24 protein-coding genes and 1 pseudogene are annotated in these 25,845 nt (G+C 61.2%); 10 read left to right on the forward strand and 15 right to left on the reverse strand.

From position 1 onward, the window contains the following. Positions 1-100: 100 nt before the first annotated feature. Positions 101-1,747, forward strand: coding sequence for an ATP-binding cassette domain-containing protein (locus QCE62_RS19230; protein ID WP_309813179.1), 1,647 nt, complete (start codon positions 101-103; stop codon positions 1,745-1,747). Positions 1,748-1,769: 22 nt separating this feature from the next. On the opposite strand, the gene QCE62_RS19235 is transcribed toward QCE62_RS19230, so the two are convergent. After that, complete coding sequence (locus tag QCE62_RS19235; RefSeq protein ID WP_309921797.1) at positions 1,770-2,354, reverse strand: carbonic anhydrase; 585 nt, start codon at positions 2,352-2,354, stop codon at positions 1,770-1,772. Between the two features lie 30 nt (positions 2,355-2,384). Beyond that, positions 2,385-3,026 (reverse strand): HD domain-containing protein, encoded by a 642-nt coding sequence (locus QCE62_RS19240; protein WP_309921800.1) that lies wholly within the window; start codon positions 3,024-3,026, stop codon positions 2,385-2,387. A 143-nt stretch (positions 3,027-3,169) separates the two neighbouring features. On the opposite strand from QCE62_RS19240, the gene QCE62_RS19245 reads away from it, so the two are divergent. The 5 genes from QCE62_RS19245 to QCE62_RS19265 all read left to right on the forward strand — a co-directional run bounded on the left by QCE62_RS19245 (position 3,170) and on the right by QCE62_RS19265 (position 8,312). Then, on the forward strand, positions 3,170-4,015 hold the full coding sequence (locus QCE62_RS19245) for a helix-turn-helix transcriptional regulator (RefSeq protein ID WP_309921803.1): 846 nt from the start codon (positions 3,170-3,172) through the stop codon (positions 4,013-4,015). A gap of 1 nt (position 4,016) precedes the next feature. After that, complete coding sequence (locus QCE62_RS19250; RefSeq protein ID WP_309921806.1) at positions 4,017-4,892, forward strand: LysR family transcriptional regulator; 876 nt, start codon at positions 4,017-4,019, stop codon at positions 4,890-4,892. Positions 4,893-5,011: 119 nt separating this feature from the next. Continuing rightward, positions 5,012-6,028 carry a succinylglutamate desuccinylase/aspartoacylase family protein gene (locus tag QCE62_RS19255; protein WP_309921809.1) on the forward strand — a complete coding sequence of 339 codons (1,017 nt, stop codon included), beginning with the start codon at positions 5,012-5,014 and terminating at the stop codon, positions 6,026-6,028. Between the two features lie 29 nt (positions 6,029-6,057). After that, entirely contained in the window at positions 6,058-7,440 is a 1,383-nt protein-coding gene (locus QCE62_RS19260; RefSeq protein ID WP_309921811.1) for an MFS transporter, read from the forward strand. Then, entirely contained in the window at positions 7,437-8,312 is an 876-nt protein-coding gene (locus QCE62_RS19265) for an MBL fold metallo-hydrolase (protein WP_309921814.1), read from the forward strand. The genes QCE62_RS19260 and QCE62_RS19265 overlap by 4 nt, the downstream gene beginning before the upstream one ends. 17 nt (positions 8,313-8,329) lie before the next feature. Here QCE62_RS19265 and QCE62_RS19270 read toward each other — a convergent pair whose 3' ends face one another. Further along, positions 8,330-9,190: a DMT family transporter gene (locus QCE62_RS19270; RefSeq protein WP_309921817.1), complete on the reverse strand. Its 861-nt coding sequence runs from the start codon at positions 9,188-9,190 to the stop codon at positions 8,330-8,332. 146 nt (positions 9,191-9,336) lie between these two features. Between QCE62_RS19270 and QCE62_RS19275 the strand changes: the two genes are divergently transcribed. Then, on the forward strand, positions 9,337-10,188 hold the full coding sequence (locus tag QCE62_RS19275; RefSeq protein WP_309921820.1) for a LysR family transcriptional regulator: 852 nt from the start codon (positions 9,337-9,339) through the stop codon (positions 10,186-10,188). Positions 10,189-10,245: 57 nt separating this feature from the next. On the opposite strand, the gene QCE62_RS19280 is transcribed toward QCE62_RS19275, so the two are convergent. Continuing rightward, positions 10,246-11,646 carry an FAD-dependent oxidoreductase gene (locus QCE62_RS19280; RefSeq protein ID WP_309921822.1) on the reverse strand — a complete coding sequence of 467 codons (1,401 nt, stop codon included), beginning with the start codon at positions 11,644-11,646 and terminating at the stop codon, positions 10,246-10,248. 82 nt (positions 11,647-11,728) lie between these two features. Beyond that, entirely contained in the window at positions 11,729-12,268 is a 540-nt protein-coding gene (locus QCE62_RS19285; RefSeq protein WP_309921825.1) for a carboxymuconolactone decarboxylase family protein, read from the reverse strand. A 112-nt stretch (positions 12,269-12,380) separates the two neighbouring features. Between QCE62_RS19285 and QCE62_RS19290 the strand changes: the two genes are divergently transcribed. Continuing rightward, entirely contained in the window at positions 12,381-13,373 is a 993-nt protein-coding gene (locus tag QCE62_RS19290) for an AraC family transcriptional regulator (protein ID WP_309921828.1), read from the forward strand. Positions 13,374-13,385: 12 nt separating this feature from the next. Here QCE62_RS19290 and QCE62_RS19295 read toward each other — a convergent pair whose 3' ends face one another. Then, the gene (locus tag QCE62_RS19295; RefSeq protein ID WP_309921832.1) at positions 13,386-14,501 is read right to left on the reverse strand and encodes an NADH:flavin oxidoreductase; all 1,116 of its coding nucleotides are present in this window, start codon (positions 14,499-14,501) and stop codon (positions 13,386-13,388) included. Between the two features lie 105 nt (positions 14,502-14,606). Between QCE62_RS19295 and QCE62_RS19300 the strand changes: the two genes are divergently transcribed. Then, entirely contained in the window at positions 14,607-15,500 is an 894-nt protein-coding gene (locus QCE62_RS19300) for a LysR family transcriptional regulator (protein ID WP_309921835.1), read from the forward strand. Between the two features lie 125 nt (positions 15,501-15,625). Here QCE62_RS19300 and QCE62_RS19305 read toward each other — a convergent pair whose 3' ends face one another. The 3 genes from QCE62_RS19305 to QCE62_RS19315 form a co-directional block, all read right to left on the reverse strand. Beyond that, positions 15,626-17,416: a ShlB/FhaC/HecB family hemolysin secretion/activation protein gene (locus QCE62_RS19305; RefSeq protein WP_309922899.1), complete on the reverse strand. Its 1,791-nt coding sequence runs from the start codon at positions 17,414-17,416 to the stop codon at positions 15,626-15,628. 861 nt (positions 17,417-18,277) lie between these two features. Further along, positions 18,278-18,508, reverse strand: coding sequence for a hypothetical protein (locus tag QCE62_RS19310; RefSeq protein ID WP_309921838.1), 231 nt, complete (start codon positions 18,506-18,508; stop codon positions 18,278-18,280). A gap of 67 nt (positions 18,509-18,575) precedes the next feature. Continuing rightward, entirely contained in the window at positions 18,576-18,995 is a 420-nt protein-coding gene (locus tag QCE62_RS19315; RefSeq protein WP_309921840.1) for a hypothetical protein, read from the reverse strand. A gap of 167 nt (positions 18,996-19,162) precedes the next feature. Here QCE62_RS19315 and QCE62_RS19320 point away from each other — a divergent pair, with 167 nt between their 5' ends. Next, entirely contained in the window at positions 19,163-19,393 is a 231-nt protein-coding gene (locus QCE62_RS19320; RefSeq protein WP_309921843.1) for a hypothetical protein, read from the forward strand. Positions 19,394-19,582: 189 nt separating this feature from the next. Here QCE62_RS19320 and QCE62_RS19325 read toward each other — a convergent pair whose 3' ends face one another. From QCE62_RS19325 to QCE62_RS19345, 6 genes and pseudogenes are all read right to left on the reverse strand, one after another. Continuing rightward, positions 19,583-19,963 carry a barstar family protein gene (locus QCE62_RS19325; protein ID WP_309921846.1) on the reverse strand — a complete coding sequence of 127 codons (381 nt, stop codon included), beginning with the start codon at positions 19,961-19,963 and terminating at the stop codon, positions 19,583-19,585. A 7-nt stretch (positions 19,964-19,970) separates the two neighbouring features. Beyond that, positions 19,971-20,153, reverse strand: a pseudogene (locus tag QCE62_RS35295) (ribonuclease domain-containing protein); the annotation flags it as partial. A 753-nt stretch (positions 20,154-20,906) separates the two neighbouring features. Next, the gene (locus tag QCE62_RS19330; RefSeq protein ID WP_309921849.1) at positions 20,907-21,851 is read right to left on the reverse strand and encodes a hypothetical protein; all 945 of its coding nucleotides are present in this window, start codon (positions 21,849-21,851) and stop codon (positions 20,907-20,909) included. 368 nt (positions 21,852-22,219) lie between these two features. Beyond that, the gene (locus tag QCE62_RS19335; protein ID WP_309921852.1) at positions 22,220-22,984 is read right to left on the reverse strand and encodes a hypothetical protein; all 765 of its coding nucleotides are present in this window, start codon (positions 22,982-22,984) and stop codon (positions 22,220-22,222) included. 54 nt (positions 22,985-23,038) lie between these two features. After that, positions 23,039-23,434, reverse strand: a complete 396-nt coding sequence (locus QCE62_RS19340; protein WP_309921855.1) for a hypothetical protein — start codon at positions 23,432-23,434, stop codon at positions 23,039-23,041. 331 nt (positions 23,435-23,765) lie between these two features. Further along, positions 23,766-25,845 (reverse strand): polymorphic toxin type 22 domain-containing protein (locus QCE62_RS19345; RefSeq protein ID WP_309921858.1); only part of this gene is annotated, 2,080 nt, incomplete at its 5' end.

Raw genomic sequence — 25,845 nt, forward strand, 5'->3', positions numbered from 1 at the left:
GCGGTGCACCCGTGATTCGGTGCCCAGGCGCAAGTCAGGAATTTGACCGGTCGGTACGCCCGGTCGGCTATCATGCCTGTCCCCTCCGAAGTTGCCTCTTATGATTTCCGTCCGTAATGTCACGCTCCGCCGCGGCGTCAATGTCGTTCTCGACCGCGCATCCGTCACTTTTACTCCCGGCGAGAAGATTGGTCTGGTTGGCCGCAATGGCGCCGGCAAGTCGTCCTTTTTCGGCCTTCTCAACGGCACGCTGCACGAAGACGGCGGCGAGTTCTCCATTCCGGCTGCGTGGAAGATGGGCCAGGTCGCGCAGGACATGCCGGAAACGGAGCAGAGCGCAACGGACTTCGTCATCGAAGGCGACACGCTGCTGCTCGCCGCGCAGGCCGAAGTCACCGCCGCCGAGGCCGACGACGACGGCATGCGCATGGCGCACGCCTACATGGCCTTGCACGACGCCGGTGCACACGATGCCCCCGCACGGGCCCAGGCGCTGATCCTGGGGCTGGGCTTCACGGCTGCGCAGCTCGAACAGCCGGTCAACAGTTTCTCGGGCGGCTGGCGCATGCGGCTGCAACTCGCGCGCGCACTGATGTGTCCGTCCGACCTGCTGCTACTGGACGAGCCGACCAATCACCTGGATCTCGACGCGCTGGTCTGGCTGGAAGCATGGCTCAAGCGCTATCAGGGCACGCTGGTGGTCATCAGCCACGATCGGGAATTCCTCGACGCGGTGACTCAGGTGACCGTGCACGTCGACAATGCGAAGCTCGTGCGCTACGGCGGCAATTACAGCAAGTTCGAAGACATGCGCGCTGAGCAGCTCGAGTTGCAGCAGGCCGCGATGGCGAAGCAGGCGGAGAAGATCGCCCACCTGCAGAAGTTCATCGACCGTTTCAAGGCCAAGGCCTCGAAGGCAAAGCAGGCGCAGAGCCGGGTCAAGGCGCTCGAACGCATGGAGAAGATCGCGCCCGTGCTGGCCGACGCCGAGTTCACGTTCGAGTTCAAGGAGCCGCTCAATGTTCCGAATCCGTTGCTGTCGATGTCGGAGGCGAGCTTCGGCTATCCGGCGCAGACCGGCACGGCGCCGACGGTCATCGTGCGAGGCATCAACCGCTCCGTGCTGGCCGGGCAACGCATCGGCATTCTTGGCGCGAACGGGCAGGGGAAGTCCACGCTCGTGAAGACGCTGGCGCACGAGCTGGCGCCGATTGCCGGCGAGATCAGCGAGGGCAAGGGCCTGAACATCGGCTACTTCGCGCAGCAGGAACTGGACGTCTTGCGCCCGCTCGACACGCCGATGGAACACATGATCCGTCTTGCCCGGGACACGCCGCCGCATCTGCGCGCGCCCGGCCAGAGCGGCACCGAGCAATCGCTGCGCACTTTCCTAGGCACCTTCAACTTCAGCGGCGACACCGTGCATCAGGCGGTCGGCACGATGAGCGGCGGCGAAAAGGCGCGCCTCGTGCTATGCATGATCGTGTGGCAGCGTCCCAACTTGCTGCTGCTCGACGAGCCGACCAATCACCTCGACCTCGCCACGCGCGAAGCATTGGGCATGGCGCTCAACGAGTTCGAAGGCACGGTGATGCTGGTCAGTCACGATCGATCGCTCTTGCGTGCCGTATGCGACGAGTTCTGGCTCGTCACCAAGGGCGGCGTCGAGCCCTTCGACGGGGATCTCGACGATTACCAGCAGTTCCTGCGCGAGGAAGCGCGGCGGATGCGCGAAGAGGCGGCCTGAACGTAACGCGACAGGCCTTGTTTCAGGCAGGAATGTCGCGCACCACTTCGATCAGATCGGCGCCGTTCATTTCATGGAAGAAGCCGTATAGCTGAACGTGCTTGGGCACGGCGGGGCTGTCGCGCAGCAGCTTCACATCGTGCTTGAGGGAATCCTCGAAGTTCATGATCGCGAGACTTTCGTGATCGAACATCGTTGAGATGTCGGCGTGATGACACGCGTGGAACTTGCCGATCAGCTGGTCGGGCCTGAAACCCGTCGCGCCGCAGAAAGAGTGATGCACCACGACGACCTTCTGGACATTGAAGAGATAGTCCACGGTCGCGACGGATTGCAATGCCGATGCAGCGCGCCCCGCGGCACAGTACACGGCGAACAGCGTGCGCGTGTGACCGACCCTGTTGCCCTGTTCGTCGAGAATATTCTGTCCGGGCCAGACCTCGTCGCCGAAGTGTTCGGCCACGATCTGCGGGACTTCGCTCGCACGCGGGTCGAAGCAGCAGATCACCATTGTTTTCATCGGGATGGCCTGATTGAAGCCCTTGAAATCGTCCTGATCGAACCAGGGCTGGGTCCTGAATTCGTATTCGCTATACCGGGCGGTCATGCTGCTGCTCCTGAACGGGAAGAGTGAGGGCTAGCTTTCGAAGGGTGCGTGATCGATCAGATCGCACACGTTGGGGCAGTCGAAGCCATGCACGTGACGCCGTGCGACGTCCGCGAGTCCCGTGCCGATCGCCGTGTGAGGCTTCTTTCGGGCGACCTCGGCAAGCGCCTGCTGGAAGGCCAGCTTGAAGCCGTCGCGGGGATACAGTTGCAGCACGTCGTCCACGAAAGACGGCGTGATTTCGTCGAGGAACATGCCGAATACATCGACGTGAGCGCCGAGGTAAATCAATGCGATCTCCGGCCGCTTGCGTTCGGCAATGCCGCCGCTGGAGTGCATTGCGATGCCGTCCCGGACGAGATCCGCCTTCGCTTCGGGATAGCCGTTTGCGAGCAGGATCCGGCTTGCGGCGTCGGCGCCATCGACTTCGAAGCGTTGATCCGCGGCATGTTCTTCAGTCAGACCGAGGTCGTGATACAGCGATGCGAGATACACCACCTCGCGGTCATACTTCAAACCGCGTTTATGTCCGAGATATTCCGTGAACCACCAGGTGCGATGGACATGTGCCATCATCGCCCTTGAATGGACTCGCTCGACGAGCGCCCTGGCGTGGCGCGTATGTTCTGAATCCGGAGCGGTGAATGCGCCGATCGTGACGGGTTCTTCCATTGCATCCTCAATACAATACGTGCCCGCCATTCTGGCGTTTTCACGGTGGTCCTCTCAATTACCCGGCGGGTAATCAAGGCGCCCAGTCAACGCGGAGTGAGATCGAGATGGTCTAAGCGAATCCGGCATCCAGGAATACCCGATTGGGAACGGGCGAACTGCTCAGATACTGGCGCGATGTTCGTCGATGCACGCAGCTGAACCTGTCGCTGATGAGCGGCGTGTCGCAGCGGCACATCAGCTTTATCGAAAGTGGCCGGAGTTCTCCAAGCCGGCACACGCTTCTGGATCTCGCCGAATCGCTCGATATTCCTTTGCGGGATCGCAACAGCCTGTTGCTCTCGGCGGGTTTTGCACCGATGTATCCGGAGGGCACTTGGGAAGACGAGGACATGATGGGCGTGACGACCGCGCTCGAGCGGATGCTGCATTACGCGGAACCGTATCCGGCTGTGGTCATGGACTGCTACTGGAACGTGCTCATGACCAACGATGCACTGCCGCGCCTGTTCAACTGCTTCACGAATGCTTCGGCTTGGGGCGAGCCGCATAACATTCTGCATGCTATTTTTGATCCCGCGCGGCTTCGGCCGCATATCGCGGGATGGAACGATCTGGCGATCAGCCTCATTCAGCGCGTGTATCGCGAGGCAGTGGGGCGGCATGTGGACGAGCAGACACTCGCGTTGCTCGAGAGCTTGCTCGGCTATCCCGGTGTGCCTGCGGAATGGAAGAACCCACGAGGGCTCGAGTCGGTGATGACGTCGCCTGTTGTGCCGCTTGCGCTCACCAAAGACGGTCGGACGCTGCGATTCATTTCTATGGTTACCACGGTTGGAACGCCGCAGACCGTCGCCGGGCAGCAGTTGAGGCTGGAGTGCATGCTGCCGGTCGATGCTGAAACCGAGCGCTTGCACCGGGCGCTGATGGAGCGGGGGTTGAGCGCTCGCGGCTCGCAAAACGAAACTATCGGATCGGGCAGGAAATGACATGGAGCTTCGGCATCTTCGCTATTTCATCGCGGTCGCGGAGCTGCGCAGCGTGCGGGCCGCATCCGAGCACCTGCATGTGACGCAACCGGCGATATCCCGGCAAATCCAGGATCTCGAAGACGCGATTGGCGCAACGCTGTTCGAGCGGACATCGCGTGGCCTCAAGCTGACGCCGGCAGGCGACGCGTATCTCTCCGAGGCGCGCGACATTCTCGCGCGCGTCGATACCGCCAATCGCCTCGCGCGCCGCATCGCGTCCGGCGTGCAAGGTCATCTGCGTATCGGCTTTGTCGAGAACGCTGCGTGGAGCGGCATCGTTTCGCGCGCGCTGAGCGAATTCGAACAGGCCGCCCCGGATGTCGCGCTCGAACTCACGCCGATGAACACGCCTGAACAGCTCGATGCGTTGGCGGCGGGACGCCTCGACGGCGGGTTTGCCTATCGCTTCGGCGCGCTGCCGGAAGGCATCGGGAGCGTGCATGTGCTCGACCAGAGCGTCGTGCTCGCAGTGCCGGAATCGTGGCCGCAGGGCAGCGCGGGCGCCGTCGACACGCACGAGCTCGCCGGCAAACCGTTCATCGCGTTTCCGCGCCGCGTCTATCCCGCCTATTACGACCGCCTGCTTTCCGCATGCGCCGAACGGGGACTGACGCTCGATATCCGCCAGGAGGCATCGACGGAAACGGCGATTCTTTCGCTGGTATCGGCGGGTCTGGGCGCGGCCATCGTCAACGCCGCGAATCGCGACCGGCCGCCCGCGCGTGTGCGCTTCGTCGAATTGCGCGATCTCTCCGTGTCCTTGCCGCTCGAATTCTGTTTCATCGCGCAGGAAGGCAATCCCGCGCTGAGGCGGTTCGTCGAACTGCTGGGCTAGTGGCTCGACCGTTCGGCGAGTGATGCCTGGGAAGCATCACTCGCCGTAGAAAACGGCATTGGCCGGACGTTTTTTCATCGCCGATAGTAAAGACACCCCAGCTCTTTACCGATCGCGCCATGTCCACATCCGCCTCGCTCATCGCCACCGACGTCGACTTCGAACGAACGGGCTTCCAGACGGGAACGCTGCGTCTGCCTTACTCACACGACCGCTCGGCATACGGACACGTGCCCATTCCGCTCGCCGTGCTCAACGCCGGCGCCGGCACGGGTCCGAGCATCCTGCTGACAGGCGGTAATCACGGCGACGAGTACGAAGGCCCCGTCGCACTGATGAAGCTGATGCAGCACATGCCGTCCATGTCGATACGTGGCCGCCTGATCGTGATTCCCGCGCTGAACTTTCCGGCCTTCATCAACGGCACACGCACGTCGCCGATCGATCGCGGCAACCTGAACCGGCTGTTCCCTGGCGCGCGCAACGGCTCGCCTACGGAAATGATCGCGCATTACGTGGAGACCGAACTGCTGTCGCGCGCGGATGTCGCGATAGACCTGCATGCCGGCGGCGCATCTTTCGAACACGCACCGACGCTGCTTGCGTCGCCGCCCGCCGATCCCGAACGGCGCGCGTTGTATATGGATCTGGTCCGTGAATTCGGCGCACCGCACACGATGATCATGGACCTGCTCGGCGAGGACCGCACCATGGCAGCGGCTGCAGAACGTCACGGCAAGCTCTTCCTGTGCGGGGAGTTCGGTGGACATGCCGGCTGCGATGCGGCGAACCTTGCGCTTGTGGAAAGCGGCTTGCAGCGCGTGTTGCAGCGGCTGGGCGTGATACCGGATGCCGCGGTCGCGGCGCCCCGCAACACGCGCTTTCTGCGAGTTGACGGGGCACGCCATTACGTGTTCGCGCCGCTTGCCGGTGTTTTCGAACCGGCGTTCAGGCTCGGCGATCAGGTGCGCGAAGGTCAACTCGCCGGACGCCTGTTCGATCCGCATCGCCCGTGGCAGGCCCCGCTCGATCTCGCGTTTCGTGGCGATGGCATCGTGATGTGCCTGCGGACTTTTGCACGCGTCGAACCCGGCGACTGCATCGCGCTGCTCGCTTCCGAAACGAATGCCGACTGAGCCAGGCTCATCAACCCCAGGAACCGTATATGAGCGATCACTCCATGTCGAGCCAGTCCGCTGCCGACGCCGCACGCATGACGCCCGCCGTCAGCGTGGGCCATCCCGTGTATATCGTGCTGCTGTTCTTCGTCTGCTTCGCGTTTTCGTATCTGGACCGCCAGGTCGTCAGCATTCTCGTGCAGCCCATCAAGCAGTCGCTTGCGCTGACCGATACGCAAATCGGCTTGCTGCAAGGGTTTTCGTTCACGATCTGTTATGCCACGGCAGGTGTGTTCGTCGCGCGCCTCGTCGATCGCGGCAACCGCGTCAAGCTCATTGCTGCATGCATCGCGATCTGGGCAATCTCGACGGCGGCGTGCGGCTTCGCGAGCAACTTCACGGAACTGCTCGTCGCGCGGGCGGGAACCGCAGTCGCAGAGGCCGCGTTGAGCCCCGCCGCGCTGTCCATCTTCAGTGATATCTTTGCACCCCGCCGTGTCGCGCGCGCAAGCAGCGTCTTCATGCTCGGGCCGTACGTCGGCGGCGGCGCTGCGTTGTTCGGCGGGGGCATGCTGTTGTCGGCAGCGGCGGATCATCGCAACGCATGGCTCAGTGCACACGGCCTGGCGCCGTGGCAAGCGGTGTTCGTTGCAGTCGGTCTGCCAGGTCTGTTGCTGGCCGCGCTCGTGGCGTTCACCGTCCGCGAACCGGCGAGACGCGAGGCGGGCCCGCACGGCGCGCATAGGCACGACGAGATGCCCTCGCTGCGCGACGTCCTTGTCGAACTGTTTGTGCGCAATCGCTTCTGCCTGCCGTACTTTGCGGCTTATGTTGCGCTGATCACGCTGTTCTATTCGCATGCCGCGTGGTTCCCGACCTTGCTGATGCGGCAGTTTCACCTCGCACCGAAAGTAGTCGGACAGATGGCGGCGCCCGCGTACATGATCGGCGGCATGCTCGGCGTCGGATGTGCGGGTCTGCTCGCGACCCGCGTCACCGACGACACCGCGTTGCGCAAGGTGCTCGGCTTCTCCGCATGCGCCGTTGCATTGCTGGCGCCTGCCGCCATTGCGATGCCGCTCGTCGCCAGCAGCGAGCTTGCGCTCGTACTCTATGGCGTCAGCGCATTGACGGCCAGTATCGCGATGGGACTGGCGCCCGTGCCGCTGCAGATCGCCATGCCCAATCGCATGCGGGGCCGTTCGCTTGCCTTGCTTGTCTTCATGACCAATGCGATCAGCGGCGGTGTGGGGCCGCTGTCGGTTGGCTATCTCAACGAGCGTCTGGGAGCGACGGGCGCCAGCCTCGGCATGTCGCTGGCGATCGTCGGCGGCGCATCGGCGCTTGCGAGCGCCATGCTCTATGCGGTGGCAACTCGCAGAGTGACAGGCAGGCTTTCACATTGCCAACAGGAGGACGACAGGCCATGAAACCCGCTTCGCAAGTCCATCATGTCGGCGCGGCGACCATCACGCGTGTCGATGAAACCCGCTTCGCGCTCGCTCCGGACCTGCTGTTTCCCGCGTGGAATGCGGACCACGGACGAGCACTGGCCGAGCGCTTCTCCCCTGACACGCTCGACCTCGCCCATGCGCGCGTGCCGCTGAAGACCCATCTCTGGGTCGTCGAAATCGATGGCATGACGATCGTCGTCGATACGGGAATCGGCAATGGCAAGTCGCGGCCATTCAGCGCGCTGTTCGACATGCTCGACAACCCCGTGCTCGAACGACTCGAAGCAGCGGGCTTTTCGCGAGACAAGGTGGATTACGTGTTGCTCACGCATTTGCATGTGGATCACGTGGGCTGGAATACGCATTGGCAGGACGGCCGCTGGGCGCCGGTGTTTCTGCATGCGTCGTACGTCTTCGGCGAGCGAGAACGTGACTTTCTGCTCGGGCCCGAAGGCGAATCGCGCCGCAGGGTGTTCGAGGACAGCGTGCTTCCCGTCATCGAGTCCGGTCAGGCGCGTGTCGTACCGGACAAGGGCGATGCGATTCTCGACGGCATCCGCTTCCTGCCGACCTTCGGCCACAGTAGCGGGCATATGGCGATCGAGATCCGTTCGCGCGGCGAAACGGCGCTCTTCTCCGGCGATGTGATGCACAGTGCGGTGCAGGTGCATCGACCGGAATGGGATTCGATGTTCTGTCTCGACCGGCAGCAGGCGCGTGCCTCGCGCAGGCGTCTGCTGGAACATGCAGCGGAGACGGGCGCCACCGTATTCGCAGCACATTTCGCCGAGACATCAGCGGGAACCGTGACGCGAACCGCGCAAGGATTCGAGTGGCGTTATGCGTGAACGAATGTCATGTCCGGTCAGGCGGCATTGCCGCTGCGGCGATTGACGACAAGAAGTATTCCCACGCCGGACATCAGCGTGCCCAATCCCATCAGCCACGATAGCGGCTCGCCGAACATGACATGTGCCCAGATCAGCGTGACGGGCGGACTCAGGAACAGCACGCTCGTTACGCGCGCAGACGAGGACCGCCGCAGACATGCCCAATAAAGGCCGCAGCCGCCGAGGGTCGCGAGGATGGCCGTCCACGCGACGCTCGCGGCGAACCCGGCGGACAGGATCGGGGTGATCGGGCCTTGAGATGCCTGCAACGCGACAAAGATCGGGCACGATACGACGCTCTGCAACCAGAGCATGCCGAGCGGACTCAGGGTGCCGTCACGCGAGGAACGTTGCTGCCAGACGGTGCCCGCCGCGAGCGACAGCATTCCCGCGACCGGCAGAGCATAGACCCATGCAGGCGCTTGACCGAGCGAAAGAGCATCGCGACAGACGACCAGCGTCCCCGAGAGACCGAGTCCCAGGCCCGCCCAGACGATAGCGGGACTCCGCTCGCGAAACAGACAAGTGGAAATCAGCACCACTCCCACCGGCAGCAGATCCGCGATGAGCGCAGCAAGACCGGCGGGCACGCCAAGCTCAACGCCGCCCGCGACGCCTGCAAGATAGCCCGCCATCGCCAATACGCCGATACAGGCCTGGCGGACCAGCACGGGCCGCGCGGTGCGCCGCATCTCTCGCGCCACGAACGGAAGCAGGGCGATGGAGAGCGCGACGAAGCGCCATAACGTGACCAGATAGACCGGCGCGTAATCCGCCGAAAACCGCATGCCGATAAAGCCCGAACTCCATGTGAGCACCATCGCCGCTTCGAGCAACGGAAGCGGCACGGAGTTTCGTTGCGATGCGCGTTCGTTCGTACAGGTGGTCTCCATGCGCCCACATTAGCGCGCCGCTGTCGTTTCGAAAATTAAAATATACTGATCCGGTTGTTCAAGAACGTTAAATCACCCGGGACCTTGCGATGACCACGGTGCTAGACATCGAACTGCTGCGGACTTTTCACGCGGTTGCGCGGCTGGGCCGCTTCCGGGCCGCGGCTGAGCACGTCAACCGGAGCCCGGCGGCGGTGAGCCTGCACATCCAGCGCCTCGAAGCCGCGACGGGCGGCAGGCTGCTGGAGCGGGACAACCAGTCGGTCACGCTGACCGTGCTGGGCAAGCGGCTGCTGTCGAGCACGAGCGAGTTGCTGACGGCTCACGACCGGATCGTCGACGAGATCAAGGGAAAGCGGCTGGCGGGTCGCGTCGTGCTCGGCATCCCCGACGAATATGCGGCTCATGTGATTCACGACATCCTGCCGGACTTCGCGACCCGCTGGCCTGACGTGGTGCTCGAAGTCATGGCCGCGCCGAGCTACAAGCTTCGCGATCAACTCGCGCGCGGCAAGCTCGACGTGGCGATCTTCGTTCAACCCGCGCACCGAAGCAGATCCGCGCACGTACTGACCCTCACGACGCCCGTCTGGGTCGGCAGTCCGACCTTTGCTCTCGACGATACCCGTCCAGTCCCATTGGCGCTCTATGCCGAGCCTTGTCCCTACCGGTTGGCGATGACAGAGGCACTGGAAGCCGCGGGGCGCAAGTGGCGTGTGGTGCTCGCAAGCGGATCGACGCACGTCATCAAGGCATGCGTGGAATCCGGGCTCGCGGTGACCTTGCTCGACCGTGCACGCGTTACGGCGGACATGCACGTGCTGGACGGCCTTCCACCTGTAGGCGACCACGAAGTCGTGTTGATGCGCAATGACACCGGACGCGCGACCGAGGCGATCGACCTGCTCATGTCGGCGCTACGGCAGCAGTTCCGGCTTTAGAGCGGGCAGTGCGGCGCATGATGCGCGTCGGGCACCATGCGCTTGACTACGCTTCATTCACTCGCCGGCTCGTGCAGGCACCCTCGACAGAAGCGGCCCGAGTCCTTCGGCGATCGTCAGGTGAGAGATCACGGCATCACGAAGCCTGGGGTAGGGAAGCGCTCCGATCATCGCTGTCTGTATCGTCGCCATGACTTCGCCCGCTTCGGAGCCGATCATGGTGAAGCCCAGTATGCGATCGTCGCTCGCGCTGACGATGACCTTCATGAAGCCTTGAGTCTCGTCGGTAGCTTCGGTCCTGAGCACGTTGTTCATCGGCAGTGTCGCGACCCGCACCTGAACGCCTTGTCGTTGCGCGTCGCCTTCGTTGATGCCGACGCGTGCGAGCGGTGGATCGGTGAACAGCGTGTACGGAATCAGTCGATCCGCCGTGCTTCGATCGCCGCCGGCGAGGTTGTCGCGCACGATCCTGAAGTCATCGACCGACACATGCGTGAATTGCGGACTACCCGCGACCTCGCCAATGGCCCACACATCGGGCGCCGACGACTCCAGCCGTTCGTTCACGCGAATGTATCCGCGCTCGTCGAGCTGTATGCCTGCGTGTTCCAGCCCGATGTCCGCCGTGTTGGGAACGCGACCCGTGGCAACCAGAATGTCGCTCCCGTCCAGTTCGCGCTGGCCCGAAGGCGTCTGCACCGTCACCCGGACCTGTGTGCCGGATCGCCCAGTGACGCCGAGGGTCCGGGCTTCCAGCACCACGTCGATGCCTTCCGCACGCAGGATGCGCAGCATCTCCGCGCCGACGTCCGCATCTTCGCGCGCCATCAGTCGCGCACCGTGCTCGACGATGGTCACGCGACTGCCGAAGCGTCGATATGCCTGCGCCATCTCCACGCCGATATAGCCGCCGCCCAGCACGATCAGGTGTGCGGGCGCGCGGTCGAGATCGAGCGCGCCGATATGCGTCAGCGGTTCGGCCGCGCGCAGTCCCGCTATGTCGGGAATGGCCGCGTGAGTCCCGACGTTCACGACGACCTGCTTGCCGCTGAGCGTGCGCGTGCCGCCATCGTTCAACTGCACCTGAATCGTCTTCGGTGCGACGAACCGGCCAACACCCATGATCAACTCGGCGCCGCTTTCGGCGTAAGCCTGGACGTGGAACGCGGCTTCGCGTTCCACCATCTTCTGCTTGCGATCGCGGACCTTCGTCATGTCGATGTCGACCGGGCCCGTGATCGCGCCGAAGTTGGCGGCATGGCGCGCGAGGTGAGCCACGCGCGCGCTCCAGACCTCGTTCTTGCTCGGCAAACAAGCGACCGCCGGACATGATCCGCCTACCCATTGACGCTCGACCACCGCCACGCGCTGACCGGATCGGCCCAGATGCCAGGCCAGCAGCTTGCCGCCTTGACCGCTACCCAGGATCAACGTATCGAACTGTTCGATTTGAGACATGATGTTCTCCAAGCCTGCGATGGATGAGTGCGGGACAGACGGCTCGAGCCCGGGCCGCCTGTGCGCACGTTGGATGAGCGTGTCAACCGACTCGCGGAAAATCGACGTCGGTATCGTTGATGCGGTTGAAGGTGTTGGTGAAGATCGTCATGGCGATCGCCAGCGAGATCTCGGCAAGTTGCGTATCGCTGTAACCTGCTGCGCGAATGGCGGAAAGTTCGGCTTCGGGGATCGTGCCGCGTGTCGTCTGCAGATTCAGCACGAAGCGGATGAGGGCGTCGCGGCGTGCGTCGCCGGTTGGCTGACCTGCGCGAATCTTCTTGAGCGCTTCGGGCGCAAGGCCGGTCATCTTGCCGAGCATCACATGCGCGGCCACGCAGTAGTCGCAGCCTGTCTGCTCGCTCACCAGCAACTTGATGGTTTCCAGGTCCTGCTTGCTCAGGCTGCCCGATGCCAGCGCACCCTCGGCGTCGAGTGCAGCGTTCAAGGTTTCCGGCGCAAGATGGCCGAGTGCCGCAAACAGATTCGGCACGCCGCCGCCAGCGATCTTGCGAACCCGTTCGTACACGTCAGCGGTGGCGCCGGTGGCGTTACCGATTGCAGGAATGGCGATGCGACTCATGATTGGAACCTCGTCAGTGGTGATCAGGAGCCTCCATCGTAGTTTTGGCTGGCGATCTTGTTGAGTCGTTAAATTCGCAATAAGATGCTCAAAAGTTTCACTCGAGGTGGTGATGGCACTTTCTCAAGACTGGCTGAGCCGCTTGCTCGGCATGATGACCGTGCGCGGCCAACTCGAATTGCGCTGCTCGTATGGCGCGCCCTGGGAAGTGATTTACGGGGAGTCGGATCCGGGAGAGATGCCGTATCACATCGTGCTCAGCGGGTCGGCCGTGCTGGAGACGCCGGGTCGCGGCACACCGCAGCAACTGACGGCCGGCGACATCGTGATGCTGGCCCACGGCTCCGCTCATGCGCTGCGCGACGGCAGTGGTGCGCGGCCGAAGCGTGCACGCGAGCGGGCCGCCATGAATCTGACCATCAGCGAGAACAAGGGAAGCGGACCCCGGCTGGACATGCTTTGCGGGCGGATCATTCTCGCGCCGCCGCACGACAGGCTGATCAGTGCCTATCTGCCCGCGCGCCTCGTCACGCGTACGTCGCCCGTCAACAATAGCGTTGGCGAAGGCACGCATGGCGCACAGGAGCAGTTGAACGGTCTGGTGGCGCTCATGCGAGCAGAGGCCAGCGCGGACAATCTGGGCGGGTTTGCGATGATGAACGCGCTGTCGGCGGCGTTGTTCGCATTGACCTTGCGCGTGGCGAGCGAGTCGGGCGAGGCGCCTGTCGGTCTGCTCGCGGTCGCGGGGAATCCGCGTCTCTCTCCCGCGCTCGCCGCGATTGCCGGCGACCCGGCTCGGCCATGGACGCTGCCTGAATTGGCGAGCCTTTGCAGCATGTCGCGAGCGACCTTGATCCGGCACTTCCAGGACAAGCTGGGCCGTTCGCCGAATGACCTGCTGACGGACATCCGCATGGCGCTGGCGGCCAACGGACTGAAGAGGCCAGGCGTTTCGACTGAGGCCGTGGCCGAAGCAGTCGGCTATCAGTCGGTCGCCGCGTTCCGCCGTGCGTTCAGCCAGCGCCTCGGCATGACGCCGGCAGACTGGCGGCGTGCGCAGCAAGAGAAGCAACGCGCGGCGCCCCCGTCAGCGGAGGCGCAATAGACTGACACGCTCTCACGCTACGGTCTGCATCGCGAGTTCTTCAGGCTTGATGCTGGCGACAGGATGGAGGATGGAACTGTCGAATGACCGCGGCTCGCCGTGGCGTTCGAGCAGTTTCGGCAAGTCGGGATTCGCCAGTGCGCCGCGTCCGACCGTCACCAGATCCGCTCCTGACATCAGTGCGTTTTCGATGCGCTCCGCCGTGTGCAAGCCGCCGTTCGCAATGATCGTCACGGCAGGCGCGTAGCGTCGTGCCAGTGTGACAAGGCTCTCATGCGTGCCTTCGAATGCCGGCTGCCAGGCCTCGAACTCGGTGACGTGAATGAAGTTGACGCCTGCATCGGCAAGGGTGCTGAAGATCGCTTCGGCATCCGCCTCGCCGCCTGACCACTTCGCATGGAAGTCGTTGACCTTGCCTTGCGAGATCCGGATACCCACGGGGACAGCCTCTCCGATGTCGCGCTTGACGGCCGTTGCGACATCGACGAGCAATTGCACCCGAGCCTTCGTGTCGCCACCCCAGCGGTCGGTGCGATGATTCGTACCTTCCGTGAGGAACTGATCGAGAAGATAGCCGTTGGCGCCATGAATCTCCACGCCCGCGAAGCCCGCGATATTCACGGCACGTCGGGCTGCACTGACGAAGCCCTGGATGGCCTCGTCGATCTCGGTATCGGTCATTGCATGCGGCTCGGCATAACGCCCCTGACCGAAGTAGAACTGCATCTGTTCGCCTGTCGGGCGAATGGCCGACGGCCCCACCGTGTGATCCCGATAGATGTTGCCTTGACTCAACGCGCCCGCATGCATGAGCTGGGCAAAGACAGGGGTGCCATGCTCCCGCATGTCGTGCGTGAACGCCGACCACGCTTTTGCCTGTTCGTCGTCGGCCAGGCCCGGCTGGAACCGGTATCCTTGCGAGAACGCCTGATCGGTGTAGATGCCCTCGGTTGTGACGAGGCCGAAGCCCCCCATCGCGAAGCGCTTGTAGTAGTCGAACATGGTCTGCGTCGGATGTCCGGATTCGGTGGCCGTGATGCGCGTCATTGGAGCCACGGCGATGCGGTTACGTACGGCGATGCCGTTGCCGCTATACGGGGAATGGATGGCAGAGGTCGAGTGGTTCATGTCGCTGCTCGTTCGGTGGGGAAGGTGACTGCATGGTAGGCGTCGCCCGTCGCAGGAAACAGAGCTCGAAGCGTGAAGCCGCCGTAACACTTCCGGATATAAACGATGTTCCTTCCTGACATACGAACCTTTCTCGCCGTTGTTTCGGCGGGAAGCCTCTCGGCAGCAGCCCGCCAGCTGAATGTGGCGCCCATGCAGGTGTCGCGCCGGATTGCCGTGCTCGAGGACGATCTGCGCGTGCGTCTGTTTCATCGGACGACTCGCTCACTGACCTTGACAGCCGAGGGTGAGGCGTTTGCCCCCTATGCACAGGCAATGGTGGATGCCGAAGCGGGAGCGCGAGCCGACCTGAGTCCGCTGCCGGGCAAGGCGTCCGGCGTGTTGCGCATCACGGCGCCGAGCGGATTCGGGCAATCCGTCGTGTTGCCGATGCTTCCGGGCCTGCTGGAAGCGAATCCGGAGCTTCGTGTCGATCTCGATCTGTCCGATCGCCAACTTGACATCGTAGGGCAGGGTCTTGATCTTGCATTGCGGATTGCGCCGTTGGAGGATTCGGAACTGGTGGCCAGGTTGGTGGTTCCCAATCCACGAATGATCTGTGCGTCGCCTGGGTATATCCGGAGGCATGGGCAGCCTGCGAATTCGGCGGAATTGGAGCAGCACCGCTGCATTCGACTCGATTCGGTGGGAATGTGGCCGCTCATCGTCGATGGGGTGCGGATTCGCAAGCGCATTGATGGGCCTGTGGCGACGACCAGCGTGGAAGCGGCGCGGACTGCAGCCGTGCAAGGGCTCGGGCTGGTGATGTTGAGCTATTGGGACGTCTTCAGGCAGCTCAATGATCATTCGCTCGTTGAGGTGCGGCTGGAGGACGCTGCGATGGAGGAACTGTCGGTGTGGGCCGTCATTCCCAGCCGGCGGTATGTGCCGAATCGGGTGAATGTTTTTCTTGCTGCCTTGCAAGGGGAGGTTTCGAAGCTGGCTGCGCAGGGCGGGTGAGGGGGCACAGGTTTCTTTCAGCCTGCGCTTTCCGTGACTTTCGACGGCGGGGCGCGACGCCCGATACGGCTTCAGGCCGGGACCGACTATCGTGTTGAGGCGAGACACCACGCGTCTCGAACGTCCTAAAGCTGCGCCGTCACCTGAAAACCGAACGTCACGCGCGCAGTGACGAGCGACGCCGGCTTATGGATCGGCGTCGCGGCGAACAGGTCATAACTCAAACCGCCGGCGTTGAACGGTACGCCGCCGCGGATCCCGATCACGGCGCCGACCAACTGCGTGCCGGCCAGAAACGTCGTATTCGGCCCGAAAACCCGCCCATAGTCGACGCCGGTGTAAAGAGACTGGCGGGTCTGTCCGAGCGGCGCCTGCACCTCATTGCGCCAGTAGAAACCACGTTCGGCCGCGAGCATCTGCGCGCCGTCGAAGCCGCGCACGGTGTAGCGGCTGCCGATCGCGAGGTCGTCGACGTAGAACAGCCGATCAGCCGAGTACTGGCCGCGGAAGCTCGTCACGTAGCGCACGGGTTGCCCCGCCAGAACGAACGGCATGGAGAAGTTGAGATCGAGCACGGCCATCCGGTAGCGATAGGTCGGGCCGCCTGGCTGGCTCGTCGAGGCCGCCGGAATCTGCGGAATCGGCGCCGGGTCGGGCGTCGCACCGAGGCCGCCCACGCCTTGCCGGTAGCCGAGCGAGGCGTCAAGCTGCGCGCCGCCGAAGTAGTGCCGGTCCGTCAGTCCGGCCTCAATGAAAGTGTTATTGCGGCGCTGCATCTCGATCTCGGTGTCGTTGATGAAGCTCGCGCCGAACCGCTTCGAGAGCTGCACATAGGCCCCGAGCACGTCGCTCTGAGAACGCCGCAGTACGCGCGCGATTCTGATCCCTGCCGTCTGCGAGTTGCCACTTGACACGAAGGTTTGCGCGACGCCCGCGATCTGCTGGTAGTACGTGCTCGAATAGCCGAACAGCGACGCCGTCCAGTAGCCCCACGGCACCGCATACGAGCCGGTGAAGCCGTGCGAGCCGAGTCCCTTGTCGTCGAAGTAAAGGTCTTGCGACGCGCCGACGGTCAGGACGTCGTTCAGCCCGAGCGGGTTGTCCAGGCCGAGGCTGACATTGCCCTGGAGTTTGCCCGTTGCACGGCTGCCGGAATTGTCGATCGAGGCGACGAGCGTCCACGGCTTCGAGCGCTTGAGCGAAATCAGAATGTCGCTCTCGCCGGGCCGGTCGGTCGGCTCGATTTTCATGTCGGCGTCCTGGCTCGCGGGCCGCTTCATCTGCTCGATGCCTTGCTCAAGCGCACGCACGTCGAGCAGGTCGCCCGGCCGTGCGGGATACGCAGAGCGCCACGAGGCCCACGTGACGGGTTCAACAAAACGAATCTCTCGAATCACGCCGGGCATGAGCGCGAACAACAACGTACCGCTTGCGATGTCCTGCTCGGGCACGAGCACCCGCGTTGTCACGTAGCCACGGCTTAGTATCGCCTGCTGCAGACCCTTCGTGAGCACCGCGATACCGTCGTGCCCGACGCATTGCCCGCGATAGTGATCCGCCCACTCACGCGCGAATGCGAAGGGATCGAACGGCAACGCCGATGCACCTTGCGCGCGCGCGTTGTCGGATAGCGTATCCGGGACCATCAACGCGAAAGTGTCGATGCGATAGCACTGCGCTTCGTGCGGCAAGTCGGGATAGGCCGTGACCGCCGGGACCGTCGAGCGCACGACCGGCGCGCGCATGGCCGCGTCACGTTGCTGCGCTTCGCGTTGCTGTTGTACCTGCTGGTTTTGCTCGGCGTTGGCGCGTACGGCCGCCGCTTCGTCCGCGATCGCCGGAGCTTGCTGTGCATGACTGGCGAATGACACAAGGGCCGTAAGGGGAAGGGCCGTCAGGCGGTTATTTACCTTCATGTGGCTTGTTCGGACTGGTAAACCGGGCGCGCGGCGAGGCAAAGAGTTCGGGGTCGCGCTTTCCGTGGGATAAGTGAGAACTACTTTAACGAAGCGGCGTTGAGCACGTAACAAGCAATGTCTGAAAGTGCTAATCGAACAGGCGCAACCATCGGCTTTTTGCGGCACGCGGTGTCAATGCCTGAACCAAGGTCCAAAGCGGCTGGGATTGTCACTGATCATTCCAGCTGCTCGTAGACGGGGCTGCAATGCTCTAACCCAGTAGACCACGAGCAATAGGCACAGCGGACAGAAAAGAACTAGCATTGCAGGTCCTTCGTCTAGCTTGAACGCTAGCCGACATTGTCCGGTCGCCAGCATCGCGAAGAAGATGCTGGCGCCAACGGCTGATCCCCAGACCACGCTCGTAGTTTGCAGGGTCGCATAGAGACGTCTCCAGTTCATTTGAACCAAGGACCAAATTTTTCAGGGTCATCGCTCAGCATGCCAGCCTTGCGAAGGTGAGCTGGCAAGTACCGAACAAAGACTGTTAGCAGAAGCAGGAAGCGCGACATACCAATGCAAAACACAGAGACGTTCTCGCTCAGTCCGATGAGCATGTTACCCGCCAGATTGCCGGCGAGTTCCGAGCCCGTCGCATCTTGAATGCTCTCCGTGAGATGCGCGTATGGTTCGCGATGTAACACGGCATGCCGGCGCCCGCCGCACTGGCCGCTGCGCCGCCGACGCCCGAGCCTACGATCAAACCGCCGCCGCCCACGTGCAGAGCTGTGCGATTGTTAAACCTGCCTTGGATCATCATTACGCCCGCTTGAGCGAGCCACAAACAACGAACCCGGAAAAGCCCGGTTCGTTTTTCCATTAACTGCTGATTCCCATCATTGTCCCGGCGACTTTCAACACATCTGGGTAGGCGATGTGCTGCTTATCAGGAATGCAGGTAAGGAGTTCATAAGCCACACCGTACTCTCCGAATTCAATGTATTCCGCAACGTCATTGCGGTCTTGATCGGCGAACTTGCCCTCAACTTGTGTGAGCGATTCACGCATCAATCGCTCAATCTCGGCGTAGCATTCTTGTTTCATCGTCATTTCGGATTTCTGCGAACATTTGTTGGAAACGCTGTAACGATTCCACCACCTTTGCTGGCGGGCTCGATCACAACACGAACGTGCCGATGCCACTACCGCCAAGGCCACTAATCAGACCACTACCAATCACGTGGAGCGCCACCCGATTGCTCCCACCTTCATCCCACGAATCGACGGTATCGAGAAATGTCTGCATGGCGTCAAGGTCGCCGCGCGCCTTCGTCGCCTTTGCGTCCTTGAGCGCACTTTCGCGCGTCATATCGGCATACGCGCCGATACTCCGCGCCATCACTTGACCCGCTGCCTGCGCGGCGTGCATCGTGTCGGCCGGTTGGTTCAGTATCTCGTTCACGTCGGGCGTGCTCGTCACGATGCCGTTTGTGTTCGTCGTGTCGCGACTCAAGCTCGCGATGTCCTGCGCCTGCTGAGCGCCATCGGTGAGCGTGATCGTGCCTGGGCTGATCGCGCTGCGTGTCGTCGCTCTCATGCTGGCTGATCATCGGCATCAGCCCGCCCGATCCCGGCACTGAAGCAGTGCCGACAGCCTTGTCGGAACTCGGACCCGGCGACAGATCCACCGATCCGCCGATGCTGTTCGCCGAGTAACGCGAGTGGTTGCCGACGTCAGCGAACGTCAGCGTACCGGTCGACAGGTTGTTCTTCGCTGCGTTATCCGCCCCAGCGATGACCGCGCCTGTGAGCGCCGGCAACACGTCGTTTGCGCTGATGTTCGAGCCGGCGATGTTCAGATTGCCGCTGCCGGGCGTGCCGTCGCCCGTTGCCACGAATGCAGTCGCGCCGCCCGCGTTCACAGATGAGCCGCGGTGGATCGTCTGCGCCTCGCTCGAATCGCTGCGGCTGTTGCTCGACTCGACGCTTAATTGAACGGCAATGCTCGGGTTCTGCATCAGCGCGCCGGCGACGGCCATCGTCGCATTCCCCGCGGCCGCGATCGCGTGCAGGGTCGCCGCGCGCTAATTACCCGTGCTCGTGGAATGGCTGATAGTTTTGCCTTCCGAGTACGCGTTGTTGATCGCATGCGCCACCGATCGAAGTTAACTTTTTGTCTCTTGGCTATGCCATTAACGCTTCAACTCTATTTCGATCGCATGCGTTAAAGACCGCCTGTACAGAATGTTCCTCTCCTGGCTGCCAATTTAGAATTGCATCGTGCAGAACTTCAAGATAAATCCTCATCTCAGACGACTCAAGTTCAGGCAACCGTTCATGCACGATGATGACTCGCTCCTGACTAATCCAATGGAAGTCTCTCAAACAATCGAAGAGCGCATTCCAGTTAAACCCGAAATAACTTGGTAACGACAGCGACTGATAAAGCACGTCGAACAGTTCCTTCGGGGTCCGCAAACATTCGTCAATCCGACCTACGAGAGCGTTTTCGTCATTGAACTGATTAGCTTTGTCCACAAAGACAAAGGCTTCCTTGATCGTCATAGCTTCCTTACCTCCTTATTGGCACACATGTCTGATAGTGGTCCAGGGTGTAGTACATCTCTCCGTTCTTGACTACCACAAGACGCTGAAGCCCTGGCCCATTCGCGCCCGAAGTAGGAACTACATACTCCGTGTAGTATCCGGAGGACTGTGCCGATAAAAGATGCGCTCCGTCAACTGGCCGATTATTGAAGGTGCTACCGTCATTTCGCGATGATGGGGGTCCCCCATTCTAGGTATCTGATTAACGGCGTAGAGACGTCTCCAGTTCATCTGAACCAAGGTCCGGAGCTTTCAGGGTCGTCGCTTAGCATCCCAGCCCGGCGGAGATGGCTTGGCAAAGTTTTTTCAAGCCAAATGAAGAGCACAAGAAATAACGGCACCCCTATCGACAGAAGCGCAAGATTCTCATTCATATCGAAGGCCAGACGACATAGACCCGCGACGAGGAAGGACCAACAGCCAGCACCAATCGTTGAAGCAAGCGAGACCATTGTCAAAATTTGAACCGTCGCGTAGAGACGTCTCCAGTTCATTTGAACCAAGGACCAAATTTCTCAGGGTCATCGCTCAGCATGCCAGCCTTTCTTAGGCGCGGCGGCAGCCTTCTCACCCAATAGAAGATCAGCCCCAGGCAGCTAGGACTGAACACAAAGAGCATTGCCGCCTTTTCCTCAAGACCGAATGCAAAGCGACATGCTCCGGTAATTAGCATAGCGAGCATTATTCCGCATCCAATGGCCGTTCCCCAGACTACGCACGCAGTCTGCAGGGTCGCATAGAGACGTCTCCAGTTCACTTAAACCAAGGACCAAATTTCTCAGGGTCATCGCTCAGCATGCCAGCCTTTCGTAATGGCTTCGGAAGATGCTTCGCAAAAACAAAAAAAAACATCAGAAACAACGGCACGCCAATTACCAACATTGATTCATTTTCACCGAGATTAAAAGCTAATCGGCATAGCCCTGCAATAAGAAATGACCAACACCCCGCGCCAAAGAGGGAGGCTAAGCACACCGTAAACCAGATTTGCAGGGTTGCGTAAAGTCGTTTCCAGTTCATTTTTGCTACCAGCATTTTGAACGTCATTGAAGACGGTAATGCCTTTCGTGGTTACTCCGTAGAACAAGATGGGTTGATTGGTTCCGTAAGGAGCGGCCTGGCCGACAAAGGGAATCAGCGTGTTGTTGTTGATGCGCGGCACTGTAACTCCGAACATTGAGCCGGGGCGATTCAGACCGTCCGCAGTGCCCATTTTGAGCGGAACCGAAACCCGCAAAGCCAGAGCTGCCGCCACTAAGTTCAAGCCATCATAGGCAGTGTCACCCCATGTTGAATTGAGACTGTTGAACCCTGATCTCAGCGGATTCCAGCCGGAGGTCGCAGTTGCATCGTATCGGTTGAGCAAACTCGACCCCCCTTCAATTGCATCGCTTGTGCCGAAGGCGAACATCCATCCCCCGATCGCGCAGCCAACACCGCTGCCACACAATGAGCCGCCGGTGTTAGCAGTGACTATTCCCAGTCCAGTCTTCGCAAGATCCTTTGCCACACCGACCGGGTCGCTCTTCACCATATCCGTGACCTTCTGCCCGGGCGTGTAATTGAACAATCCCGCCTCCTTCTGATTGTTCACCCACGCCAGTTCTGGCCCGAGCTGTGACGCCTCAAGCTGACTCACAAAGTTAGCGTTGTATTGCTCACTGCCCGGCGCGTATTCGGCCCAACATTTCACCGCATAGCACGCCGCTTTGGTCAACCGACTCGCCTCGGCCGCGTCTCCGTTCGCCTGGTCCGCGATCGTCTTCTTCTCCTTCTGGTTCAACTGCCGATTGTACAGAACAGCATGCGCATGGCGCTCGCTCCGCAAATAACTCAATTGTTCCACTGACCGACGTGTTATTTCCAAGTTGAGCAGCGTGTCGGTCGTGGAACCGGCTCTATGGCCGTTCCTTTCACGAGAAGAACACGTTTTTAACGTTGACGTACATGATGAAGGCAACGATTGCACTAGAAACGACAATACCCGCAATTTTCTCACCTCGTGTTTTAGGAGTCGATCCGGGAATTCCAACCATAGTCACCACCTCAATCCTGTTCGACCTTGATCGTTGCTGAACCCACCACCGATTCCACCGATGTTCGTGTGATTTTCCGCTGCGTTCTTACCACCACCAATACCAATCACCGTCGCAGTTCCATTACCCGGTGAATACATAAGACCTCCACCGACTATCCCGTAGGCGCGACGCCAGTTCAATTCTTTTCTCCCGTGCGGCGGATATCATTGACCACCGTTGCGCCTTTAGTGTCAATTCCGGACCATAGAGATACTCGATTAGCAATATTCGAAGTGCCGATGATCGGAACCGTCTTCAAGTTGTTAATGTTCGGCACGGTCACGTCAAACATCGACCCTGTACGATTCAGTCCGTCCGCTTTCCCGACGTTCAACACCACCGGCACTCGAAGCGCTATAAGTGCAGTCGCAAGATTGGCTCCATCGTATGTCACATCTCCCCAGCCGGCGGGTAGCGCTTGGTTGAACCCATAACGCAACGGGTTTAGTCCAGATGCGGATATGCCATCGTAGCGGTTAGATAGGCTTGTCGCGCCTTCGATTGCATCGCTCGTGCCGAAGACGAACATCCATCCCCCAACCGCACAACCCACGCCGCTTCCACAGAGCGAGCCCCCGGCATTCGCGGTTACCAGTCCCAGTCCAGTCTTCACGACATCCTTCGCCACGCCCATCGGATCACTCTTCACCATATCCGTGACCTTCTGACCGGGTGTGTAATTGAAGAGTCCCGCCTCCTTCTGATTGTTCACCCACGCCAGTTCCGGCCCGAGCTGTGACGCCTCAAGCTGACTCACAAAGTTAGCGCTGTATTGCTCACTGCCCGGCGCGTATTCGGCCCAACATTTCACCGCATAGCACGCCGCTTTGGTCAACCGACTCGCCTCGGCCGCGTCTCCATTCGCCTGGTCCGCAATCGTCTTCTTCTCCTTCTGGTTCAACTGCCGATTGAACCGATCAGACGTTCGAGCCACGGCTTGCTTACTGTCTAACCACTACGCGCCCATTGCAGACCGATATCGCACAGCGACAGAAAGGCCGGACGTCAACAACGGATAGAAGTTGGACTGAGCGGCTAAAGCTCGTTCAGCGATGCCGTTGTTGAGCACGAATACACCAGAGGAGATACGTCGCACTAAGCTTGTACAGCGATTCGGGCAACGCACCAGCAAAGCGTAACCGACCGCGAAGCACAGGAGGCTAACGACTGCCTTTGTAGTTGTCGACACGCGCTGCGTTGTCGAGCCCTTAGCAAAGATGCCGAGCAGAACTGCCCCCGTGGCGGTCATCAAGGCAATCACCACCTGTATGATCGCAAACTGGTAAAGCTCGGCCCGAGCGAGGGTAAATATGTCTTCGGCAATCCCGCTGTTGAGTATTGTTTCGTTCATTCTTGCACCTCCTGTTTGTCGCTCTTGCGCTGCTCTTCGCTGCCTAAGGACCTCTTCGCATCCCGCCGCTCTCAATTCAGGACGCGAAGCTCGTTGCTAATTGGTAGGTAGTCCCGTCGAAGCACCTCATATACGAGCACGAACCTATAAGAATAGGGCGCCAAACCCAGCTAAATGGTTGGGTTTTCTGATTTAGCCAATGAAGAACTTTCTAACCAGAACGCAGAGAAACACCGTCCAGAACGTGATCATAACTCCGATATAAATTCTCTTTGACTTCTTGTTCATCTTTGCCCATGTCTTTTCATCGGGCCCGCCTGGTGCGACCATATCAATTCCCCTTTGATCCTGAAATTGGAACGGAATGACTGAAGAGCGACGCGCCGAACGAGGTTGACCCTGGACTCGCAACGCCAACTTCAAGAGCAGTATTTCCGCCATACGCATGAGTAATTGCGAGGAAGGCATTCACATTGAACAGCGTGGGGACCGATATGAACCCCTGAACCCCATCGCCATTCATAAATGAATTTGTCCCTACTGCAGTTCTATCTCCGAATATCCAACCAAACGAAGCCACTCCACCTGGCCTTACCGAGATTGATCCGGGATTATTCTGGGTAACGCCTCCAGCTGCATACGTGGTTCCGTCATGCAGATTAACGCTCAGCCCAGCACTTGCTGATAGTGCTCCAGAGCCAATTGTGGCGTAGTCGGGCGCAAGGCCTCGCGCATATTCGCCAAATCCCGCTGCATAGTCTCCTGTATTCCAACTCGGCGCGAACGGCCCATAGGGATCGACCTTCGACGCTTCGACCTGATTCGTGGAGGTACCCCAACTGTGCGGCGAGCTTGCGCCGCCCGTGTTTTGCGTGATCAGGTCCTGCACCGCCTTCGAAGGGGTAACCAGCATCGACGCGTCCTGCACGAGATAATTTCCGGTGCTGTCGGTCACAAGCTTCATGCCAGCCGAATCGTAGACCGCGTTCGCAGGCGTGTTTGCATTCAGAGGCACCACAACACCCGTCGAGGCGTACTCCCCATACTGGCTATTGTTCGCTCCACGCATGGCGTTCTCAATCTGTGCGGCCGTGACCGGCGATCCATCCGGGTTCGTGATGCCTTGGATCCTCGCCTTGTCCGCGATCTGTTGCGCCGTGGTCTTCTCATCGGCATGCAACTGGCGGTTGTACAAATCCGCGTTACTGGCGGTCACGGCGCCTGCTTCGCCACCTGCCAACGCGCCGCCCGCGCCCGCGACTATATTTGCCGAGAAATTTCCAAGCGTCTTCGAGCCGGTCGCGTTTCCCACGCTCTCGGCTAATTCAGTTAGCTGTGGCGCGAATCCCGCCGCCACGCCTGCGCCCGCTGCACCGCCTGCTGCCGTGTCGATGCCGCCGCCACCTAAACCGCCAATCAAGCCGCCGCCGATGACGTGCGCGATCACCCGGTCCCTTCCGCCCTCGGCCGTTGCATCGGCTGTCGCCTGATCGTGATCGGCGATTGCCAGCGCATGCTTCATATCAAAGTACGCGCCAATGCCTTGCGCGACCACTTGACCCGCCGCCTGCGCCGCCTGCATCGTGTCGGCTTGCTTGTTCAGGATCTCGTTCACGTCGGGCGTGGTTGCGACTGTCCCGTTCGTGTTCGTCATGTCGCGACTCAGGCTCGCGATGTCCTGCGCCTGATGATCGCCGTCAGTCAGCGTAATCGTGCCCGGGCTCACCGCGCTACGTGTCGTCGCGCTCTGGTCGCCGCTCTCATGCTGGCCGATCATCGGCACCGGCCCGCCCGAGCCCGGCACTGAAGCAGTGCCGACAGCCTTTTCGGAGTTCGGACCCGGCGACAGCCCCACCGATCCGCCAACACTGTTCGCCGAATAGTGTGAGTGGTTGCCGACGTCCGCGAACGTCAGCGTACCGGTGGACAGACTGTTCTTCGCTGCGTCATCCGCCCCCGCGATGACCGCCCCCGTGAGCGCCGTATTGCCTTTGACTGATACGTCTAAGCCGCCGTCGCCCGCATATAGCCCCGCCTGTTCCTTGACTTGCGCATAGTTCCCATCCGCATGCCCGTTCTGTGCGCTGAAGCTCGCGCCGCCGCCGCCCTGACTGATCGTGAAGCCGCCGCCGGCGCTGCTCTGATGCGCCGCGCTGACGGTCGTATCCTGCACGCTCGCAATGTTCAGATTGGCGCCGACGTCCGCCGCGATCTGTCTTCCGGCGATCTGCGAGCCGATGACGTTCGTATCACCGCCTGAGACGATCGCGACGCTATTCGCGCCTGTAATTTGCGACGCGTTCTGAATCGCCGCGTCGCTGTTGGCGTCGCCGTGCGCGTTCGCCATCGCCGCCGATATGCCGAAACCGTTCGTGCCGACCGACACGCCGACGCTCGCGCTCTTGCTGCTG

Source organism: Caballeronia sp. LZ033 (assembly GCF_031451265.1).
Classification (GTDB): Bacteria; Pseudomonadota; Gammaproteobacteria; order Burkholderiales; family Burkholderiaceae; genus Caballeronia.

Coding starts and splice junctions, on each gene's coding strand:
- QCE62_RS19230 (WP_309813179.1), top strand. CDS start 101: ATGATTTCCGTCCGTAATGTCACGCTCCGCCGCGGCGTCAATGTCGTT.
- QCE62_RS19235 (WP_309921797.1), bottom strand. CDS start 2,354: ATGACCGCCCGGTATAGCGAATACGAATTCAGGACCCAGCCCTGGTTC.
- QCE62_RS19240 (WP_309921800.1), bottom strand. CDS start 3,026: ATGGAAGAACCCGTCACGATCGGCGCATTCACCGCTCCGGATTCAGAA.
- QCE62_RS19250 (WP_309921806.1), top strand. CDS start 4,017: ATGGAGCTTCGGCATCTTCGCTATTTCATCGCGGTCGCGGAGCTGCGC.
- QCE62_RS19255 (WP_309921809.1), top strand. CDS start 5,012: ATGTCCACATCCGCCTCGCTCATCGCCACCGACGTCGACTTCGAACGA.
- QCE62_RS19260 (WP_309921811.1), top strand. CDS start 6,058: ATGAGCGATCACTCCATGTCGAGCCAGTCCGCTGCCGACGCCGCACGC.
- QCE62_RS19265 (WP_309921814.1), top strand. CDS start 7,437: ATGAAACCCGCTTCGCAAGTCCATCATGTCGGCGCGGCGACCATCACG.
- QCE62_RS19275 (WP_309921820.1), top strand. CDS start 9,337: ATGACCACGGTGCTAGACATCGAACTGCTGCGGACTTTTCACGCGGTT.
- QCE62_RS19280 (WP_309921822.1), bottom strand. CDS start 11,646: ATGTCTCAAATCGAACAGTTCGATACGTTGATCCTGGGTAGCGGTCAA.
- QCE62_RS19285 (WP_309921825.1), bottom strand. CDS start 12,268: ATGAGTCGCATCGCCATTCCTGCAATCGGTAACGCCACCGGCGCCACC.
- QCE62_RS19290 (WP_309921828.1), top strand. CDS start 12,381: ATGGCACTTTCTCAAGACTGGCTGAGCCGCTTGCTCGGCATGATGACC.
- QCE62_RS19295 (WP_309921832.1), bottom strand. CDS start 14,501: ATGAACCACTCGACCTCTGCCATCCATTCCCCGTATAGCGGCAACGGC.
- QCE62_RS19300 (WP_309921835.1), top strand. CDS start 14,607: ATGTTCCTTCCTGACATACGAACCTTTCTCGCCGTTGTTTCGGCGGGA.
- QCE62_RS19305 (WP_309922899.1), bottom strand. CDS start 17,416: ATGAAGGTAAATAACCGCCTGACGGCCCTTCCCCTTACGGCCCTTGTG.
- QCE62_RS19310 (WP_309921838.1), bottom strand. CDS start 18,508: ATGACGATGAAACAAGAATGCTACGCCGAGATTGAGCGATTGATGCGT.
- QCE62_RS19315 (WP_309921840.1), bottom strand. CDS start 18,995: ATGAGAGCGACGACACGCAGCGCGATCAGCCCAGGCACGATCACGCTC.
- QCE62_RS19325 (WP_309921846.1), bottom strand. CDS start 19,963: ATGACGATCAAGGAAGCCTTTGTCTTTGTGGACAAAGCTAATCAGTTC.
- QCE62_RS19340 (WP_309921855.1), bottom strand. CDS start 23,434: ATGAACGAAACAATACTCAACAGCGGGATTGCCGAAGACATATTTACC.